General features: G+C 68.2%; 17 protein-coding genes. 5 read left to right on the forward strand and 12 right to left on the reverse strand.

Annotated elements, in window-relative coordinates; all coding sequences use genetic code 11:
* Window positions 1-105 precede the first annotated feature (105 nt).
* The gene (locus RT97_RS31055) at window positions 106-2478 is read left to right on the forward strand and encodes a phosphoketolase family protein (protein ID WP_042582713.1); all 2373 of its coding nucleotides are present in this window, start codon (window positions 106-108) and stop codon (window positions 2476-2478) included.
* 13 nt (window positions 2479-2491) lie between these two features.
* Here RT97_RS31055 and RT97_RS31060 read toward each other — a convergent pair whose 3' ends face one another.
* Window positions 2492-3265: a YoaK family protein gene (locus RT97_RS31060; protein WP_042582714.1), complete on the reverse strand. Its 774-nt coding sequence runs from the start codon at window positions 3263-3265 to the stop codon at window positions 2492-2494.
* 560 nt (window positions 3266-3825) lie between these two features.
* Here RT97_RS31060 and RT97_RS31070 point away from each other — a divergent pair.
* Together RT97_RS31070 and RT97_RS31075 are read left to right on the forward strand one after the other, a co-directional pair.
* A complete protein-coding gene (locus RT97_RS31070) occupies window positions 3826-4566 on the forward strand; it encodes a Crp/Fnr family transcriptional regulator (RefSeq protein WP_080898499.1) in 741 nt (246 codons plus the stop codon).
* A gap of 118 nt (window positions 4567-4684) precedes the next feature.
* Window positions 4685-5392: a Crp/Fnr family transcriptional regulator gene (locus RT97_RS31075; RefSeq protein WP_042582717.1), complete on the forward strand. Its 708-nt coding sequence runs from the start codon at window positions 4685-4687 to the stop codon at window positions 5390-5392.
* A gap of 50 nt (window positions 5393-5442) precedes the next feature.
* Here RT97_RS31075 and RT97_RS31080 read toward each other — a convergent pair whose 3' ends face one another.
* The 10 genes from RT97_RS31080 to RT97_RS31125 all read right to left on the reverse strand — a co-directional run bounded on the left by RT97_RS31080 (window position 5443) and on the right by RT97_RS31125 (window position 11956).
* Window positions 5443-5799 (reverse strand): hypothetical protein, encoded by a 357-nt coding sequence (locus RT97_RS31080; protein WP_042582718.1) that lies wholly within the window; start codon window positions 5797-5799, stop codon window positions 5443-5445.
* A complete protein-coding gene (locus RT97_RS31085) occupies window positions 5796-6905 on the reverse strand; it encodes an extracellular catalytic domain type 1 short-chain-length polyhydroxyalkanoate depolymerase (RefSeq protein WP_042582719.1) in 1110 nt (369 codons plus the stop codon). Before RT97_RS31085 ends, RT97_RS31080 begins: the two co-directional genes overlap by 4 nt.
* 29 nt (window positions 6906-6934) lie before the next feature.
* Window positions 6935-7363, reverse strand: coding sequence for a CopG family transcriptional regulator (locus tag RT97_RS31090; protein WP_042582720.1), 429 nt, complete (start codon window positions 7361-7363; stop codon window positions 6935-6937).
* A gap of 116 nt (window positions 7364-7479) precedes the next feature.
* Window positions 7480-8325 carry a tetratricopeptide repeat protein gene (locus RT97_RS31095; RefSeq protein ID WP_042582721.1) on the reverse strand — a complete coding sequence of 282 codons (846 nt, stop codon included), beginning with the start codon at window positions 8323-8325 and terminating at the stop codon, window positions 7480-7482.
* Window positions 8326-8394: 69 nt separating this feature from the next.
* Entirely contained in the window at window positions 8395-9315 is a 921-nt protein-coding gene (locus RT97_RS31100; RefSeq protein ID WP_042582722.1) for a Ku protein, read from the reverse strand.
* Between the two features lie 84 nt (window positions 9316-9399).
* A complete protein-coding gene (locus RT97_RS32240; protein WP_052810799.1) occupies window positions 9400-9774 on the reverse strand; it encodes a hypothetical protein in 375 nt (124 codons plus the stop codon).
* On the reverse strand, window positions 9771-10034 hold the full coding sequence (locus RT97_RS31110) for a DUF3606 domain-containing protein (protein ID WP_042582723.1): 264 nt from the start codon (window positions 10032-10034) through the stop codon (window positions 9771-9773). Before RT97_RS31110 ends, RT97_RS32240 begins: the two co-directional genes overlap by 4 nt.
* On the reverse strand, window positions 10031-10255 hold the full coding sequence (locus RT97_RS31115) for a hypothetical protein (protein ID WP_042582724.1): 225 nt from the start codon (window positions 10253-10255) through the stop codon (window positions 10031-10033). Before RT97_RS31115 ends, RT97_RS31110 begins: the two co-directional genes overlap by 4 nt.
* 140 nt (window positions 10256-10395) lie before the next feature.
* Window positions 10396-10803, reverse strand: a complete 408-nt coding sequence (locus tag RT97_RS32920; RefSeq protein WP_080898500.1) for a DUF2934 domain-containing protein — start codon at window positions 10801-10803, stop codon at window positions 10396-10398.
* Between the two features lie 151 nt (window positions 10804-10954).
* Window positions 10955-11956, reverse strand: coding sequence for a hypothetical protein (locus RT97_RS31125; RefSeq protein WP_042582725.1), 1002 nt, complete (start codon window positions 11954-11956; stop codon window positions 10955-10957).
* A gap of 251 nt (window positions 11957-12207) precedes the next feature.
* Between RT97_RS31125 and RT97_RS32245 the strand changes: the two genes are divergently transcribed.
* Window positions 12208-12648, forward strand: coding sequence for a hypothetical protein (locus tag RT97_RS32245; protein WP_052810800.1), 441 nt, complete (start codon window positions 12208-12210; stop codon window positions 12646-12648).
* Between the two features lie 64 nt (window positions 12649-12712).
* On the opposite strand, the gene RT97_RS31135 is transcribed toward RT97_RS32245, so the two are convergent.
* Window positions 12713-13231 (reverse strand): Lrp/AsnC family transcriptional regulator, encoded by a 519-nt coding sequence (locus RT97_RS31135; protein ID WP_042582726.1) that lies wholly within the window; start codon window positions 13229-13231, stop codon window positions 12713-12715.
* A 92-nt stretch (window positions 13232-13323) separates the two neighbouring features.
* On the opposite strand from RT97_RS31135, the gene RT97_RS31140 reads away from it, so the two are divergent.
* Complete coding sequence (locus tag RT97_RS31140; protein WP_042582727.1) at window positions 13324-16926, forward strand: indolepyruvate ferredoxin oxidoreductase family protein; 3603 nt, start codon at window positions 13324-13326, stop codon at window positions 16924-16926.
* Window positions 16927-16932: the final 6 nt, after the last annotated feature.

Below are 16932 nucleotides of genomic sequence, written 5' to 3' on the forward strand. Positions count from 1 at the left end.
GCACAGACCGGCGGGCACCGTGCGCGCACATTCGATCCAGGAGGACGCCTGCCTCCGCAAGCGCCCGCATGCCTCATTGCCTCATCGCTTCATCGGAACCCCCACATGACACCCACCGCCCACTCGCCCCCCGAAAGCTTCGTCCTGCTGGATGCCTGGTGGCGTGCCGCCAACTACCTGTCTGCGGGGCAGATCTACCTCATGGGCAACCCGCTGCTGCGCGAGCCGCTCGTGCTCGCGCACATCAAGCCGCGCCTGCTGGGCCATTGGGGCACCACGCCGGGCCTGAACTTCATCTATGCGCACATGAACCGCGCGATCAACGCGCGCGACCTCGACGCGATCTTCGTCGCCGGCCCGGGCCACGGCGGGCCGGGCGTGGTGGCCAGCACCTACCTGGAGGGCACCTACACCGAGGTCTATCCGCACATCTCGCGCGACACGCTGGGCCTGGAGCGGCTGTTCACGCAGTTCTCGTTCCCGGGCGGCATCCCGAGCCATGTGTCGCCCGAAACGCCGGGCTCGATCCACGAGGGCGGCGAGCTGGGTTACTCGCTGCTGCATGCGTTCGGCGCGGTGTTCGACAACCCGGACCTCCTGGCCTGCTGCGTCATCGGCGACGGCGAGGCGGAGACCGGCGCGCTCGCGGCGAGCTGGCACTCGAACAAGTTCCTGAACCCGGCGCGCGACGGCGCCGTGCTGCCCATCCTGCACCTGAACGGCTACAAGATCGCCGGCCCGACCGTGCTGGCGCGCATCGGCGACGAACAGCTCACGCAGCTCATGCGCGGCTGCGGCTACGAGCCGCACTTCGTCTCGGGCCACGAGCCGGAGGCCATGCACCGCCTCATGGCGACGGCCATGGACGCATCGCTCGACGCGATCCGGGCGATCCAGGTGCAGGCCCGCTCCGACGGCTTCGGCACGCGGCACCGCTGGCCCATGATCGTGCTGCGTTCACCCAAGGGCTGGACCGGCCCGAAGACGGTGGACGGCGTGGCGATCGAGGGCACGCAGCGCGCCCACCAGGTGCCGCTCACGGGCTTTGCCGACAAGCCGGCTCACATCGCGCTGCTGCAGGAATGGATGCAAAGCTACAGGCCCGAAGAGCTGTTCGATGCCGACGGCGCGTTGCGCGCGGACATCGCCGCGCTCGCACCCCGGGCCGAGCGCCGCATGAGCGCCAACCCGCACGCCAACGGCGGCCTGCTGCTCAAGAACCTCAAGCTGCCGGACTTCCGCGACTACGCGGTGGCCGTGCCCAGGCCCGGCGCCGTCGATGCCGAGGCCACGCGCGTCATGGGCGAATTCCTGCGCGACGTGATGCGGCTGAACGAAGGCGACCGCAACTTCCGGCTGATGGGCCCCGACGAGACCGCCTCGAACCGCCTGGGCGCCGTCTTCGAGGTGAGCAACCGCACGTCGACCGCCGACATCCTGCCGGGCGACGACCACGTGGCGCCCGACGGCCGCGTGATGGAAGTGCTCAGCGAGCATCTCTGCCAGGGCTGGCTCGAAGGCTACCTGCTCACCGGCCGGCACGGGTTCTTCTCGTGCTACGAGGCCTTCATCCACATCGTCGATTCGATGGTCAACCAGCATGCCAAGTGGCTGAAGGTGACGCGAGGCATCCCCTGGCGGCGGCCCATCGCGTCGCTGAACTACCTGCTCACCAGCCACGTCTGGCGGCAGGACCACAACGGCTTCAGCCACCAGGACCCGGGCTTCATCGACCACGTGGTCAACAAGAAGGCCGAGGTGGTGCGCGTGTACCTGCCGCCCGACGCCAACACGCTGCTGTCGGTGGCGGACCATTGCCTGCGCAGCCGCAACTACGTCAACGTGATCGTGGCCGGCAAGCAGCCCGAGGCGCAGTGGCTCGACATCGCGGCCGCCGAGCGGCACTGCAGCGTGGGCCTGGGCATCTGGGACTGGGCCAGCAACGACGCCGGCGTCTCGCCCGACGTGGTGATGGCCTGCGCCGGCGACGTGCCGACGCTGGAGACGATGGCGGCGGTGGAACTGCTGCGCACGCTGCTGCCGGACCTGAAGGTGCGCGTGGTGAACGTGGTCGACCTGATGGCGCTGGAATCGCCTTCGGGCCATCCCCACGGACTGCCGGACGCGGTCTTCGATTCGATCTTCAGCACCGAGGCGCCCGTCATCTTCGCGTTCCACGGGTATCCGGCGTTGATCCACCGGCTCACCTACAAGCGGCGCAACCATGCCAACTTCCATGTCCACGGCTACCTGGAAGAAGGCACCACCACCACGCCCTTCGACATGACGGTGCTCAACCGGCTCGACCGCTTTCACCTGGCGGCCGATGCCATCGACCGCGTGCCGCGCCTGCGCGACACCGCGGGCCATGTGCAGCAGCACCTGCGCGACCGGTTGCTGGACCACCGGGCCTACATCACCCGGCACGGGGAAGACATGCCCGAGATCCGCAACTGGCGATGGGCCGGCCCGGCCTGACGATCCCGTTCGACTATCCGCGCCCCTGGCCCTTCGCAAAGCGCAGCAGGGCCCTGCTGCGCGGCAGGTCGCGCATGAAGGGCGGAATCGACAGCGCCAGCAGCAGCGCGGCCAGCGGCACCACGCACACGAAGCCGACGTACTTGAAGCCCAGCGCACCCACGACGCCGCCGAGCACGAACATGCCGATCAGTCCGGCAGCCCTGTGCATGCGGCCGCGGTCGTGGTGGACCGCGGCCGCGTGCTCGGTCTTTCCGTTCCAGTAGAGCAGCTTGCCGATCTCCATTCCGAGGTCGGTGATGTTGCCCGTCATGTGCGTGGTCCGGATGCTGCCTCCGGAGGTCTTCGAGGCGACCGCATTCTGCAATCCCATGATGAAGGACAGCAGCAGCACGGTGAGCGGCACCGCGAACGGCGTGGCCCAGGTGAGCGTCACGGCGCCCATGAGGCCGAAGGGAAACATCAGCGCGGCTTCGAGCAGGAGCGGCAGCGCGTACACGCTGTGCATGCGATGCTGCCGGCCCCAGTTCACCAGCACCGCGCACACCGCCGCGCCCGAAAGAAACGCCAGCACGGCCCCCATCGCATTGAGCAATAGCCGCGTGTTGCCCCGCACGAGGCCGTCGGCCAGTTGCGACGCGAACCCGGTCATGTGCGAGGTGTACATGTGCAACACCAGGAACCCACCCGCGTTCACCGCGCCGGCATTGAAGGCCAGCAGGAGGCCCAGCGCCCTGTTCGTCGAGGGGGCGCGGTGTCGGCTGGTCAGGAATCGCAGTCTGCGCATGGGTGGGCGGCTCCTTGGGGTGGCGCCCATTCTTGCGCGCACCGGGCTGCGGCCGCAATCCTATTGGCGCTGCCTGGCAGCGGACAGTCCCTTGGCCGTGACGCGCATGACCGTCGCCTGTCCCGAATAAACGGGTCGTCCTCGCTCGTGCCGCACGGGCGGAAGGTCTGCCTCGATCAGCTGCGCGGTGCGGAGCACGTCGCACTTTTCTATGTCGCTCGGGTCGTCGATCGTCAAGGGGAGCTGCGCGCAGCAAAGACGACTGAGCAATGTCATCGGCATCTGGATTCCCTTCGATCGTTCGCGAATCGTCCCTCCCGCCTCACCTCCTGTCGCATCGCCGCACCAGGTCGGGGTGATGGGCTGAACCTGCTCTTCAGGGCTGCCATGGCGTTCTCCAATCGAGGGAGGCGTGCGGCCCACACTACCTCCACAGCACCGGTTGCACTGTTCGCCAGCGCACACTGGCATGCGGAAAGACCTCGCGCCTGTGTGCGGCACCGCACAGACGGCAAGGCATCGGCCCCAAAATGATGTGCACTTTGGAATCCGCTCCTGCCATGGCATCGTCCCCGCCCTCGTCTTCAACGCATCCAGCCGCGGCGCGCAACGGTCTCCTGCAGGTCATGCCCGCGGACGTGCTCCAGGGCCTGACGCCGCTTCTCGAACTGGTGTCGCTGAAGCTGGGCGAGGTGCTCTACGAGTCGGGCGTCGTGCAGCAGTACGTCTATTTCCCGACCGACTGCATCGTCTCGCTGCTGTACGTGCTGGAGAACGGGCAATCGGCCGAGATCGCCGTGGTCGGGTTCGAAGGGATGGTGGGCGTTTCGCTGTTGATGGGCGGGGGCAGCACGCCCAACCGCGCGGTGGTGCAGAGCGCAGGCCATGCCTATCGCCTGAGTGCCGGCCACGTCAAGCAGCTGACCGACAACGGCGGCCCCCTGCTGCACCTGCTGCTGCGCTACACGCAGTCTCTCATCACGCAGATGTCCCAGACGGCGGTCTGCAACCGGCATCACTCGCTGGAGCAGCAGCTGTGCCGCTGGCTGCTGCTGAGCCTGGACCGGCTGCACGGCAACGAACTGGTGATGACGCAGGAGCTGATCGCCAACATGCTCGGTGTGCGGCGCGAAGGCGTGACGGAGGCGGCCGGAAAGCTGCAGCGCATGAACCTCATCAAGTATTCGCGAGGCCACATCACCGTGCTGGACCGCCTCGGCCTGGAAAAGCAGGTGTGCGAATGCTATGAAGTCGTGAAGCGCGAAACGGATAGGCTGCTGCCCCGCGAGCCGGCAACCTGATCCGGCGGCGGCCGCAGCCATTCGGTTGGTACGCCTGCGCACAGACGCGGGTAGGGGCGGCAGCAACAATGCGCCGCTTGCGCATTTCCGCGCTGCCGTTCTCCAACAGGCGGTTTCCGTGACATCAGCCCCGATCCGCCCCGTCCTCAATCGATTGCTCGAAGCGCTTCCGCTCGCCGACAGGGCCCACCTGCTCGAGAGATGCGACAGCGTGCACCTGGCCACCGCCCAGATCCTCTACGAGCCGGGCGATGTCATTCATCACATCCACTTTCCCACCAGCGCCTTTGTCTCGCTGGTGTCCACTGCGGACGGCCACGACGGCCTGCAGACCGGGATGGTGGGCAACGAGGGCGCCCTGGGCTACGAGCTGTCGCTGGATGTGCAGAGCGCGCCGCTGCGGGCGCTGGTGCAGGGGGCCGGCAAGGCGTGGCGCCTGACGGCGCAGTCGTTCGCCCAGGAACTGGAGCAGAACACGATGCTCAAGCGCATCCTCAACCGCTACGTGTGCGTGCTCCTGATGGAGTTCGGCCGTTCGGGCCTGTGCAACCGCTTCCACCAGATCGAGGAGCGCCTGGCGCGATGGCTGCTGACGACGCAGGATTGCGCGCATTCCACGCACCTTGCGCTGACCCATGAAGTGCTGGGCCGCATGCTGGGCGTGCGCCGGGTCGGCATCACCAATGCCGCGACGGCGCTGCATACGCGCCGGCTCATCGATTACCGCCGAGGGGTGATCACCATCACGGACCGCCAAGGGCTGGAGAACGCGGCGTGCGACTGCTACCGGGCCAACCGGCGCAGCTACGCGCACCTGATCACTTAGTTGGAGCCGGCTTCCACGGGCGGCCAGCGAGGGCGTAACGCGGGGCCTTGTTATCCCAGGCGGGATTTTTCGCGCGCTTCGGCCATGTGCTGCAGTGCCGCTTCGAGCATGGGCCAGTTGGCGAAGGCGTACACCCGCTCCGTCGGGTCCCACTTTCCGCCGAACTCCTCGAGGATGCTCGCGGATGCCGAGACACTCCCCAGCAGGGCGGGCTTGTTGCGGCTCCCGGATTCCTCCAGCTCGCCGACAGCACAGCCGAGCCTGGCTGCAAGGCTCTGGGCCCGATCGGTGCCATGAGGTGGAGGAAGAAACATGGCGCCGATTTTCGCCGAGATCGTCGCGAGCGCCGTAAGGCAAGCGCTGAAATGGCCCGCAAGGATGACGCGATCCCGCGGACCCCGGGTCACTCCTTGGCAGCGTCGTCCAGTCGATGGGCCAGGAAGAACCGCAGCATCTCGCGGCTGGCATCGACGCCATCGGGCTGCGTGTAGCTGCCTTCCGCGCTGCCACCCGACCACGCATGGCCCGCGGCATGAAGACGCCAGTGCTCGGAATCGCCGCGGCCGGCGAATGCGGGGTAGAGCGTTCGCGTGAACCGCCGGCCCGAGGGTGACCGGCCTTCGGTCGCCGGCCCGGGCGGCGAGCCGGCCAGCACGGCCATTCCGTTGTTCGCATGGACCGTCGTGTCGGCATCCCCGTGGAAAACGATGGTCGGGCGTGCGGTGGCGGCTTCATCGCGCCGAACGGCCGGCGCGCCGGTCCGCATCGCGTTCAGCGCCGACATCATGTCGTGCGCGGCGCCATGCGGCAGCCCCGAATGCACCCCGACCGCCGCGTACACATCGGGGTAGCAATGGCCCAGCACGTCCGCCATCGCGCCGCCGGCCGACAGGCCCGCCACGTAGACCCGGTGGCGGTCTGCATGCTCCTGCTGCGTGACGTGCTGGGTGAGCGCAGCCAGCAAGGCCGGCTCGCCCCGGCCGCGCTGCTGGTGCTGCGACTTGAACCAGTTCCAGCATTTCTGGCCGTTGGCCCGCTGCGCCTGTTCGGGGTAGAGCACGATGGCCCCGGCTTCGCGTGCGAGGGCGTTCATGCGCGTGCCCGCCGCGAAGTCCGCCGCACCCTGGGTACACCCGTGGAGCATCACGACCAACGGTCGCGCGGCGGCGGGCTGCCCGGGCATGTCCGCCGGCACGAAGAGCATGTAGTCGACCGTGCGGCCCTGGTGCGCGAAGCTGCCCCGGGTCCATCGGTCGGCGGCGTTCGATTCGCGCGGCGAGGGCGCCTTCGTTTCGGGCGCGGTCTCGACCACGCGTGTCTCGACGTCGATCACATCCGCCTCGGCCGGCGGCGCGTCGGGTGCGACCGTCGAGGCCGTTGAGGCCGGTGAGGCCGGCCTCGGTTCGGCTGCACCGCGCAATGCGCGCTGGATCGCTTCGGTGGCCTCGGACAGCCGGCCGCTGCGTGTGAGATGGGCGGCCTCGTTCATCAGGCCCGCGAAAAGTGGATTCATTGGATGGGCCCAGGTTAGGTGATGGGTGGTTAGCGGATGCGTCCTGCCAGCGCGGCCTTGACGGCCGGTGACGCGTGAAGGGCGCCGAGCACGGTGAGCGAATCGATGGTCGCCTTGGCGAGCGCGGCGCTGACGTCGGGTGCGATGACGGCAAGGCCCAGCACGCGGATCTGGAGCGTCTCGCCCGCGGCGCGAACGGCTTCCAGGTCTGCCGCCGAGAAGCTTTGCAGCCCCAGCACCAGCATCTTTCGCGATGCCGCCTGGCGCAGCACGTCGGCATGGGTTGCCAGGTGGGTGCGGATCGCCGTGCGGATGAAGTCCGTGCGATTCGAATAGAAACCTTCGGCCACCAGCAGGTCGACATGCCCGAGGTCGACGAAGCCCATGTTGATGGTGATCTTCTCGGACTCGGGCGTCTTGATGGCAACCGGCAGCGGGGCAGTGGTCTTGGATGGCATTAGGCATCCTAACACCATCCATATGGATGGTGGATGGATGTTTATTGGATGGTGTACATCGAGCCAGGGCCTCTTTGGCTCGCGATCGCGTCTTTGGTTGGGACTGCCTGGGAGCGCTACTCCGGCTTGGGCTCCGCCGTGAGTCGCTTGAACGCGCTGAAGTGCCGTATCGCCATCTGCTTCCTCCCGGTCTCGGCATAGAGCAGGGCCGCATTGCGGTGCGCATCGAGGAGGCCCGGCTGCAGCTGCAGCGCCTCTTCGTAGCCCGCAAGGGCTCCGTCGACGTCGCCCATTCCTTCGAGCGCCACGGCCTGGTTGAAATGCATCAGCGGATCGTCGGCACAGAAGCGCAACCCGTCTTCGTAGAGCGCTGCGGCCACCTCGCACCGGCCGGATTCGCACAGCATGAAGCCGAGGTTCAGGTATGCATGGGCGTACGTGGGGTCGTCTTCCAGGATGCGCCGGTACAGCGCCTCCGCAGCTTCGGGGCTGGTCTCCTCCAGCGCCTCGGCCTCGGCGAAGCGTGCATCGAGCGCTGCGGCATCGACGACCTGCTGCGGCCGGGGAAAGAAGCGCAATGCGCTCTCGTCGCCTGAAGCGATCTGCAGATCGAGCACGAATTGCCCGGTCTGCGGCTCCCATTTCGCGTCGCCGAACCTGACGGTCACGCGGTCGCCCTCGGCGGTGATCCGCATGCCCTGCAGCGGCTGCGCCTCGGGCACCGTGGCCCTCAGCTGGCGCAGCGCCTTGAGAATCTGCCGCGTCGGAATGCGCGCCGCGCGCAACTCATGCGCGGACCGAAGGACGACGAGATCCTGGAAGGAGAACTTCCAGACCTTGCCCTGCGCTTTCACCGGCGCCACGAAGCCGAGCTCGATGAGCTTGCCGATCGCATGGCGCGACAGTCCGATCGACTGCGACACCCCGCGCAACGACTGCGAAAGATCGGCGGGTGTTTTCACTTCCTGGTTCCCGGGCGCGATGCCGGCGACCGCGCAGGAGGGCTGGTCGCCATCGGGTGATGCGGGCCTTTATGCCGCCTTCCTGGCGACGGTCTTCTTCGAGGCCGCCTTGCGCGCGGTTGCCCCTGACTTGGCCGTGGAGCCGGTGCCGCGCTTCTTGCTCGCCGGGGCACTCGCCTTGGCGGCCTTCCCGCCTTTCAGGCTGCGCTTGAGCAACTCGGTGAGATCGATCACGTTGGAGCTTTCTTCCGGCGCTTCTTCCTCCGGCTGGATCACGGTTTCGGTGTCGCCGGCCTTCACCTTCTTCTGCACGATCTTCATCACCGCGTGCTTGAACTCGTCGGTGAAGTCTTCGGGCTCCCATTTGCCCGACATGTCGCCGACCAGTTGCTCGGCCATCTTCATTTCCGCGGCGGTGATCTTCGCGCCCTTGACCCCGGCGGCGGGCAGGTCCAGGCCCTCCAGCGGCTTGACCTCGTCGCCCCATCGCAGCAGGTTCAGCACCAAGGCCTTGCCCGAAGGCACCAGCACCGCGAGGTGCTGCTTGGTGGAGATCACCACCTTGGCCAGCCCGACCTTGCCGGTCTTGACGAGCACTTCGCGAAGCAGCGCGTAGACCTTCTGCCCCTTGTTGACCGGCGCCACGTAGTAGGGCCGCTCCAGGTACACGAAGGGAATCTCGTTGGCGTCGATGAAACGCTGGATCTCGATGGTCTGCGTGGTGCGCGGATACACCGCCTCGATCTCGTCGGGCGAGATCACCACGTATTTGCCGTCCTCGTACTGGAAGCCCTTGACGATGTTGTCCTTGTCGATCTCCTTGCCCGTCTTCTTGTTGATGCGCTTGTAGCCCACCGGGTCCATGCTGCGCTTGTCGAGCCAGTCGAAATCGATGCCCTGCTCGGAGCTCGCCGTGTGCAAGCCCACCGGGATGTGAACCAGCCCGAAGGTGATCGCGCCTTTCCAGAGGGTTCTGCTGCCTGTGGCCATGGTGGTTCTTTCCTCAACAAAAAAAGTGAACGGGCCCGGCAAGGGCCAGCACCCGGGGAGCCTCTCCTGCGCGATACCTGCGCGCTACTTCATCAAGCCGAATCCGAACGCGCTGCCCGTCCGTGCCTTCGCGCGGGAGGTTTCGCCCTCGGCTTTCGATGCCTTGCGGGCAGGCTGCCTGCCGGCTCGCACGGGTTTCGATTCGGGTTCGACATCGGCCGATCGCCGCGGTCCGGTGTCCAGGTCGTCGATGAGCGATTGAAGCGCGAGGAGGCCGTCCGCCATCGACGCCTGGTAGGTCTCGACCGCCTTGCGGGCGCGCTTCAGGGACCGCCACGGCCCTTCGTTCTCGTCGTCCTCGTCGTCGTCGGCTTCGCTTAGCACCCACTCGAATCCGGACCGTGTTTCCTCCACGTGGACCGCGATCCGGCGCAGGACGCCGTGCCCGTCTGCGCTCATGGCGCTGCGGCGTGGCCGTTCGACGGCTGGCCGAGGCTGCCAGCAGAGGCAGCGGCGGGGGTGTGATCGTCCGGCGCGGCGCTGTCTCTTCTCTTGAGTGCCTCGAGGTAGGCCTGCACGCGTTCCACCGAGTTCCCGACGGCACGCACTGCAATCCTGAGCTCGGCGACCGAGCACCCGAGGTGATCGGCCCACGCCTTCGCCGCGGCCGGCGTGGGCGTGGAGATGCTCTTGGCGTCGGGGCGGATCGATCGCGTCATCTGAATTCGCGCGGCTCGCGCATCGCCTCGATGTGGCTGCCCGCCGGCGACCCGGAGAGAAGCTGGAAGTCGAGGGCGCCGGAGCCGGCGGCGCGCTCGCGTTGTACGGCCAGGTGCAACAGCGCAATGGTGGCGATCAGGACCGCCACGGCGACCAGGAGCCAGAACTCCCCGCGCGGCGGTTGTGGTTGCTGATGACCTCGTTGATCACGGCTGCTCATCTCTCTGTCCTCCGGTGGGTGCGATTTGTTGAAGGCAGGAGTCTTGGGGATTCGGGCGAGGGCCGGCGTCGGACAAAGCTGAACTGTCTTGTATTCCGGCGCCTGATAACGGCATGTCCCGGTGCCTGGGCGCCCGGCGGTCAGGGCTTGCCGCCGGCCTGGCGGTCGACTTCCGCCTCGGCCTCGAGCCAGTCCTCGGTCTCGTGTCCCGCTTCGCCGCCGCGGCGCAGGTAAGCGTCGTAGGCGGCGCGGCGGATGGCTTCCTCGCGGGAGTCGGGGCGGGGAGGCGGTGCGGCTTCGGATGGCTCGCGGTTGCTTTCGGGCGTCAGGCCTTCGTTGAGCCCGAAGGCGGCGGAGTCGTCCTCCTTCGTGGCCTCGACGTCCTTTCGCTTGTCCTGCATCCGCTCGGTGGGCGCGGGACCGGAAACGTCCTCGCCTGCCGCGGTCTTCCTGCCGGAGAAGCTTTCGCCGCCGCCCATGTTGTCCACGCCGCCGCTGGTGGCCGGACGGGTTCCGTCGCCGGAGCCGGTTGCTGGTCTGTTGCTCATCTCAATTTCCTGGTTGCTGTGAAGGAGGTGCCGGGTGCCGGCTCAATGAAAGAACAACGCGATCAGGATGATCACCGGGATAGGTACGCCAAGAAAAAGCAGCAGAAGTGATCGCATGGAAATCTCCTTGGATGAAGTGGTTGGATGACGTTCAGAGATCGCGCCGGCGGCCGCCGTAGGTGGCTGCGAAGCTCGCGACGAAGGCGCCGATCAGCATCGAGATCACCAGCCACAGCGAGCCATAGGCCGAGGCCTTGCGCGCCGCATCGGCGGCCTCCTTCGCCTTCGCTTGTGCGTCCTTGAGGGCGGCCTGGGCCTTCGCGTAGGTGTCGTTCACCCGCTTTTCAGCGTCCTGCTGGCTGAGGCCCGTGCGCTGTGCGACGACCTGGCCCACGTACCGCGCGTCTTCAGGCGGCAGTGCGCCGATGCGGATGCTGTTGAGGAAGATGCGGCTGACTTCCGCATTGGTCGCGGCGGCCGGGCGATCGGGCGCCGTCGCGGGTGTAGCGGGCGCAGCGGGCGTGGCGGGCGTGGCGGGCGCACCAGGCGCGGCGGTGGCATCGCCCGGGACGGCGGGCGCGGCGGCTGCATCGCGGCGGAACAGCGAGTCGATGAAGTAGCTCGTCGGACCCGCGCCGGCATCCGATGACGATCCGGTCGCGGCAGCGCCGGCCCCTGCGGCACCCGCAGCGGTCGCCGCCGTCGCCGCACCGCCGGCCACCGTGGCGCCCGCTTGCGCCCCGGCGCCGATGATCGAGCCCACGACCGAACTGAGCAGCGCCGCCGTCAGCAGCGTCGCCACCGACCAGGCCAGGAAGCCGTGTGCCGTGTCGCGGAAGTAGACCTCGTCGGTGTGCACGCCGGCCCACTTGGTGCGCAGCCGGCCGGCCAGGTAGCCGCCCATGCCCGAGGCGGCGATCTGCGTGAAGGTGAGCCACAGGATGGTCGCGACGCCGATGGCGGTGGCGCTCGCGCCCTGGCTGGCCCAGGGGCTGATCGACGACATGCCCAGGCCCGTGCCGAGCAGGAGAAGAATGAGCGACAGCGATGCCGCGCCTGCGGCGCCGGCAAATATCGCCCCCCAGGAAACACCGCTCTGGCTGGTCGATCCTTCGATCACGCCGACGGGTGAATTGACGCCGTACTGGGCCATGGCTGCTCCTTGTTGTGGTGCTGGAAATCTTTCGCCGGCGCACATGGGCTTGAGTCGGTGCCTTGCGCGAGCCGGGGTAGGCAGTGATGCCGTCAGGCCGGCGTACGCCCGTGCGTGGCAGCGCGAGCCGGCATTGCCCGGGGCTTGCTTTTGCCTACAAGAGATGCCCGTTCCCCCCGACACCCCGGCGCCGGGCGCGTCCCCCAAATAGCTGCTCCGCAAACCCGAGTTGCTCCTTTTGAAAGACCGCCATGGCAGACGACGCGAAGACCCCCTCCCAACTTGCAGATGAAGCACGCCAGGCCGGCCGAGACGCATCGGCGGCAGCCAGCGGACTCGCCGACGAGGCGAAGACGATTGCCGGCGACACCGCCCGCGCCTTGCGCTCGAGCGCCGCGGATGCGAAGGCGACGGCCGGCGAGGCGCTGGACACCGCGCGCGGCATCGCCGCCGATGCGAAGGACGTCGCCTCGGACGCGGCCGCGACCGGCAAGGCCTACGCCCGCGGCGCGCTGGACGAAGCCGGCAAGAAGATCGCGGGACTCAGGGAGCGCGCCGCCGGCTGGGAGGCCTCCTGCGTGAAGCAGATCGAGGCCGAGCCGGTGAAGGCGGTGCTGATCGCCGCAGCGGGCGGCGCACTGCTCGCCGGCTTGCTCCTGGCGTTCGACCGTTCCCGCCGGTACGACTACTGAGCCGGGGAGCGCCCGGCCTGCCGTGACGGCTGCCCGGGCAGCGCGCGATTGGCCGGACCGCGCCTCAGCGCCGCGAAGGCGTCGTCCCCGACTTGGCGCCCATCAGGTGGCCGAGCGGCAGCGCACCTTCCGACTTGATCTCTCGCAGCACGATGCTCGAGCGCACGTGCGTCACGCCCGGCAGGCTGAAGAGCACCTCGTGCAGGAAGCGCTCGTAGTGCTTCATGTCCGGCACCGTCACGTTGAGGATGTAGTCCGCCGGACCGGTGGCTGAAACGCAGCGGATGATCTGAGGGCTCGCCGCCACCACCTCCTCGAAGCGCTGCACCATCGCCTCGCTGTGGCGATCGAGGTTCACCTCTGCCACGGCCGAGACGTGCAGGCCCACCAGTTCGGGGTCGACGCGCGTGGTGTAGCCGCGGATCACGCCGGCCGCCTCCATGTCCTTGATGCGCTTCCAGCACGGCGTGGGCGAGAGCCCCACGGCTTCCGAGATCTGCTGCACCGTCTGCCGCCCGTCGTGCTGCAGCGCAGAAAGGATCTTGAGGCAATGCTCGTCAAGAGAAACAGAATCAACGTTCATCGCGATTTCCGAGAGGATTCTTCTTCAAATAAGGGTCTGCGCCAGTGTATTGAAGAAACACTTACTCGGGGTGCGGCAGAACAATTCCGGGCATGAATGCCCCCTATGAGACGACCGCGCTGCGACGGCACGGCTACCAGCTTTCCGACAACCTCTGGGCCGATGCCGGCTCGGTCTTCATCACCGGCACGCAGGCGCTGATCCGCATCCTGGCGATGCAGAAACAGCGCGACGCGGCACGCGGCCTTCGCACGCAGGGCTTCGTGAGCGGCTACCGCGGCTCGCCGCTGGGCATGGTCGACCAGGCCATCTGGAAGGCGGGCGAGCGTTTCAGGCAGACCGGCATCCGCTTCGTGCCCGCCGTGAACGAGGAGCTCGCGGCCACGCAGGTGCTGGGCACGCAGCGGGTGGAGTCCGACCCCGAGCGCACCGTCGAGGGCGTCTTTGCCATGTGGTACGGCAAGGGGCCGGGCGTGGACCGCGCGGGCGATGCGCTCAAGCACGGCAATGCCTACGGTTCGTCGCCGCACGGCGGCGTGCTGGTGGTGGCGGGCGACGACCACGGCTGCGTGTCGTCGTCGATGCCGCACCAGAGCGACCACGCCTTCATGGCCTGGCGCATGCCGGTGATGCAGCCTGCGAGCGTGGCCGAGTACCTGGAGTTCGGCCTGTACGGCTACGAACTCTCGCGCTATTCGGGCGCGTGGGTCGGCATGGCGGCGCTGTCCGAGATCGTCGAGAGCGCCGGCACCGTGGACCTCGATGCGGTGCATGCGCGCGTGGCCGCCTGGGAAGACGCCGATGCCGTGCGCGCCGCCACCGGCCACGCCGCGCCGCCCGACGGGCTGCACTACCGCTGGCCCGACCTGCCGTCGCTGCGCATCGAATCGCGGCTGGAAGACAAGCTCGCCGCGGTGGCCGCTTTCACGAAACGCAACAGCATCGACCGCCACGTCATCGTGAGCCCGCACGCCAAGGTGGGCATCGTGACCTGCGGCAAGGCGCACCACGACCTGATGGAGGTGCTGCGGCGTCTCGAACTCTCGCCCGAACAGCTCGCGCGCGCCGGCGTGCGGCTCTACAAGGTGGGCCTGAGCTTTCCGCTCGAGCAGACGCGCCTGAAGGAATTCGCGCAGGGGCTCGACGAGATCCTGGTGGTGGAAGAGAAGGGCGCGGTGGTCGAGACGCAGCTGCGCGACATCTTCTACAACGCGCCCCCCGATGCGCGCCCCGTGCTCGTGGGCAAGCACGACCGCGAGGGCCAGCCGCTGGTGTCCGCGCTCGGCGAGCTGCGGCCTTCGCGCCTCATCGAACTGGTCGCGCACTGGCTGGCCGTGCACTTTCCGGAGAACCACGACCTGGGCGACCACCTGCAGCATGTGCGCGACTTCACGCCGCCCGAGCTGCTGGGCAACGCGAGCGACGCCGTCAAGCGCCTGCCGTACTTCTGCGCCGGCTGCCCGCACAACACCAGCACCAAGGTGCCCGAGGGATCGACGGCGCGCGCGGGCATCGGCTGCCACTTCATGGCCAACTGGATGGACCGCAGCACCGCGGGCCTGATCCAGATGGGCGGCGAGGGCGTCGACTGGATTTCGCACGCCATGTTCACCAAGACGCCGCACGTGTTCCAGAACCTGGGCGACGGCACCTATTACCACTCGGGCTACCTCGCGATCCGCCAGGCGGTCGCGGCCAAGGCCACGCTCACCTACAAGATCCTCTTCAACGATGCGGTCGCCATGACCGGCGGGCAGCCGGTGGACGGCGTCATCAGCGTGGACGCGATCGCGCGGCAGGTGGAGTCCGAGGGCGTGACGCAGGTGGTGGTCGTGAGCGATGCCATCGACAAATACGACGCCATCAGGAATCGCTTTCCGCACGGCACCGAGTTCCACGACCGCGCCGCGCTCGACGAGGTGCAGCGGCGCCTGCGCGAGATGCCCGGCGTGACCGTGCTCATCTACGAGCAGACCTGCGCCGCCGAGAAGCGCCGCCGCCGCAAGAAGGGCGAGCTGGCCGACCCGCCCAAGCGCCTCTACATCAACGAGGCGGTGTGCGAAGGCTGCGGCGACTGCACCGTGCAGAGCAACTGCGTGGCCGTGCTGCCGCACGAGACGCCGATGGGCCGCAAGCGAAAGATCGACCAGACCAGCTGCAACAAGGACTATTCCTGCGCCAAGGGCTTCTGCCCGAGCTTCGTGGGCGTCACCGGCGGCAAGCTGCGCCGCAAGAGCGGGGCGCTGGCCGCGGGGCGCGATGCCTTCCTGCACCGCGTGGCCGCGCTCGCGCATCCCGCGCCGCATGCGTGGACCGGCCCCTACGACCTGCTCGTGACCGGCGTGGGCGGCACCGGCGTGGTGACGGTGGGCGCGGTCATCGCGATGGCTGCGCACCTGGAAGGCAAGTCGGCCAGCGTGCTCGACTTCATGGGCTTCGCGCAGAAGGGCGGCTCGGTGCTCAGCTTCGTGCGGCTGGCCGACACGCCCGAGCGGCTGAACCAGGTGCGCATCGACACGCAGCAGGCCGACGCCATCCTGGCGTGCGACGTGGTGGTGGGCGCCTCGCCCGACGCGCTGCAGACGGTGCGGCACGGGCGCACCCGCGTGCTCGCGAACATCCACGAGATCCCGGTGGCCGAGTCGCTGCGCAACCCCGATGCCGACCTGCATGTCGACCTGCTGCTCGCGAAGATGCGCTTCGTCGCCGGCGAGGAGCAGGTCGAGACCTTCGACGCGCAAAGCCTGGCCGAGGAGTTCCTGGGCGACACGCTGGCCGCGAACATCGTCGCGACCGGCTATGCGTGGCAGCGCGGCCTGGTGCCGCTGAGCCTGGAGGCGCTGATGCATGCGATCGAGCTCAACGGCGTGGCCGTGGCGGCCAACCAGTCGGCGTTCTCGCTCGGCCGGCTGGCCGCGGGGAACGCCGCGGCGCTCGACCAGTTGCGCGCCGCGCCCCTGGAAGCGCAGGCGCAGCAGGCCGACGAACGCCCGCTGGACGCGCTGCTCGCCGATGCGCGCCGCCATCTCACCGGTTACCAGAACGCCGCGTGGGCCGCGCGTTTCGAGAAGCGCATTCGCGCGGTGCAGGCGGCCGAGTCCGCGGTGCCGGGCGGGGATGCGCGGCTGCCTTTCACGCGCAACGCGGCGCGCAGCCTCCTGAAGCTCATGAGCTACAAGGATGAGTACGAGGTGGCGCGGCTCTACACCGACGGCGCCTTCCTGCAGAAGCTCAAGGACCAGTTCGAGGGCGACCTGAAGCTCGAATTCCACATGGCCCCGCCGCTGCTCGCGCGCCCCGCGCACGGCCAGGCACCGAAGAAGATCCGCCTGGGCTCATGGATGCTGCCGGCGATGAAGTGGCTCGCGCACGGCAAGCGGCTGCGCGGCACGGGCTTGGACCTGTTCGGCTACACGCAGGAGCGCCGGATGGAGCGCGCGCTCATTGCCCAGTTCGACAAGAGGCTCGACGATTTGGCTGCCGGTCTTTCATCGGCCAACCAGCAGCTCGCTGCGCAGATCGCGGCGCTGCCGCTCTCGATCCGCGGCTTCGGGCATGTGAAGCTGGCCAACCTCGCGCTCGCCACCGACCGGGAGGCGGAGCTGCTGCACCGCTTCTCGCCGCAGCGCTACCCACGGCCCGAGAAGGATGCGAAAGCCGGGCAGTTCAAGGGAATCGCCGTCGTCTCGCACTGACCGCCG

Origin of the sequence: Variovorax paradoxus, assembly GCF_000834655.1 — a bacterium.
Taxonomy (GTDB): domain Bacteria; phylum Pseudomonadota; class Gammaproteobacteria; order Burkholderiales; family Burkholderiaceae_C; genus Variovorax; species Variovorax paradoxus_F.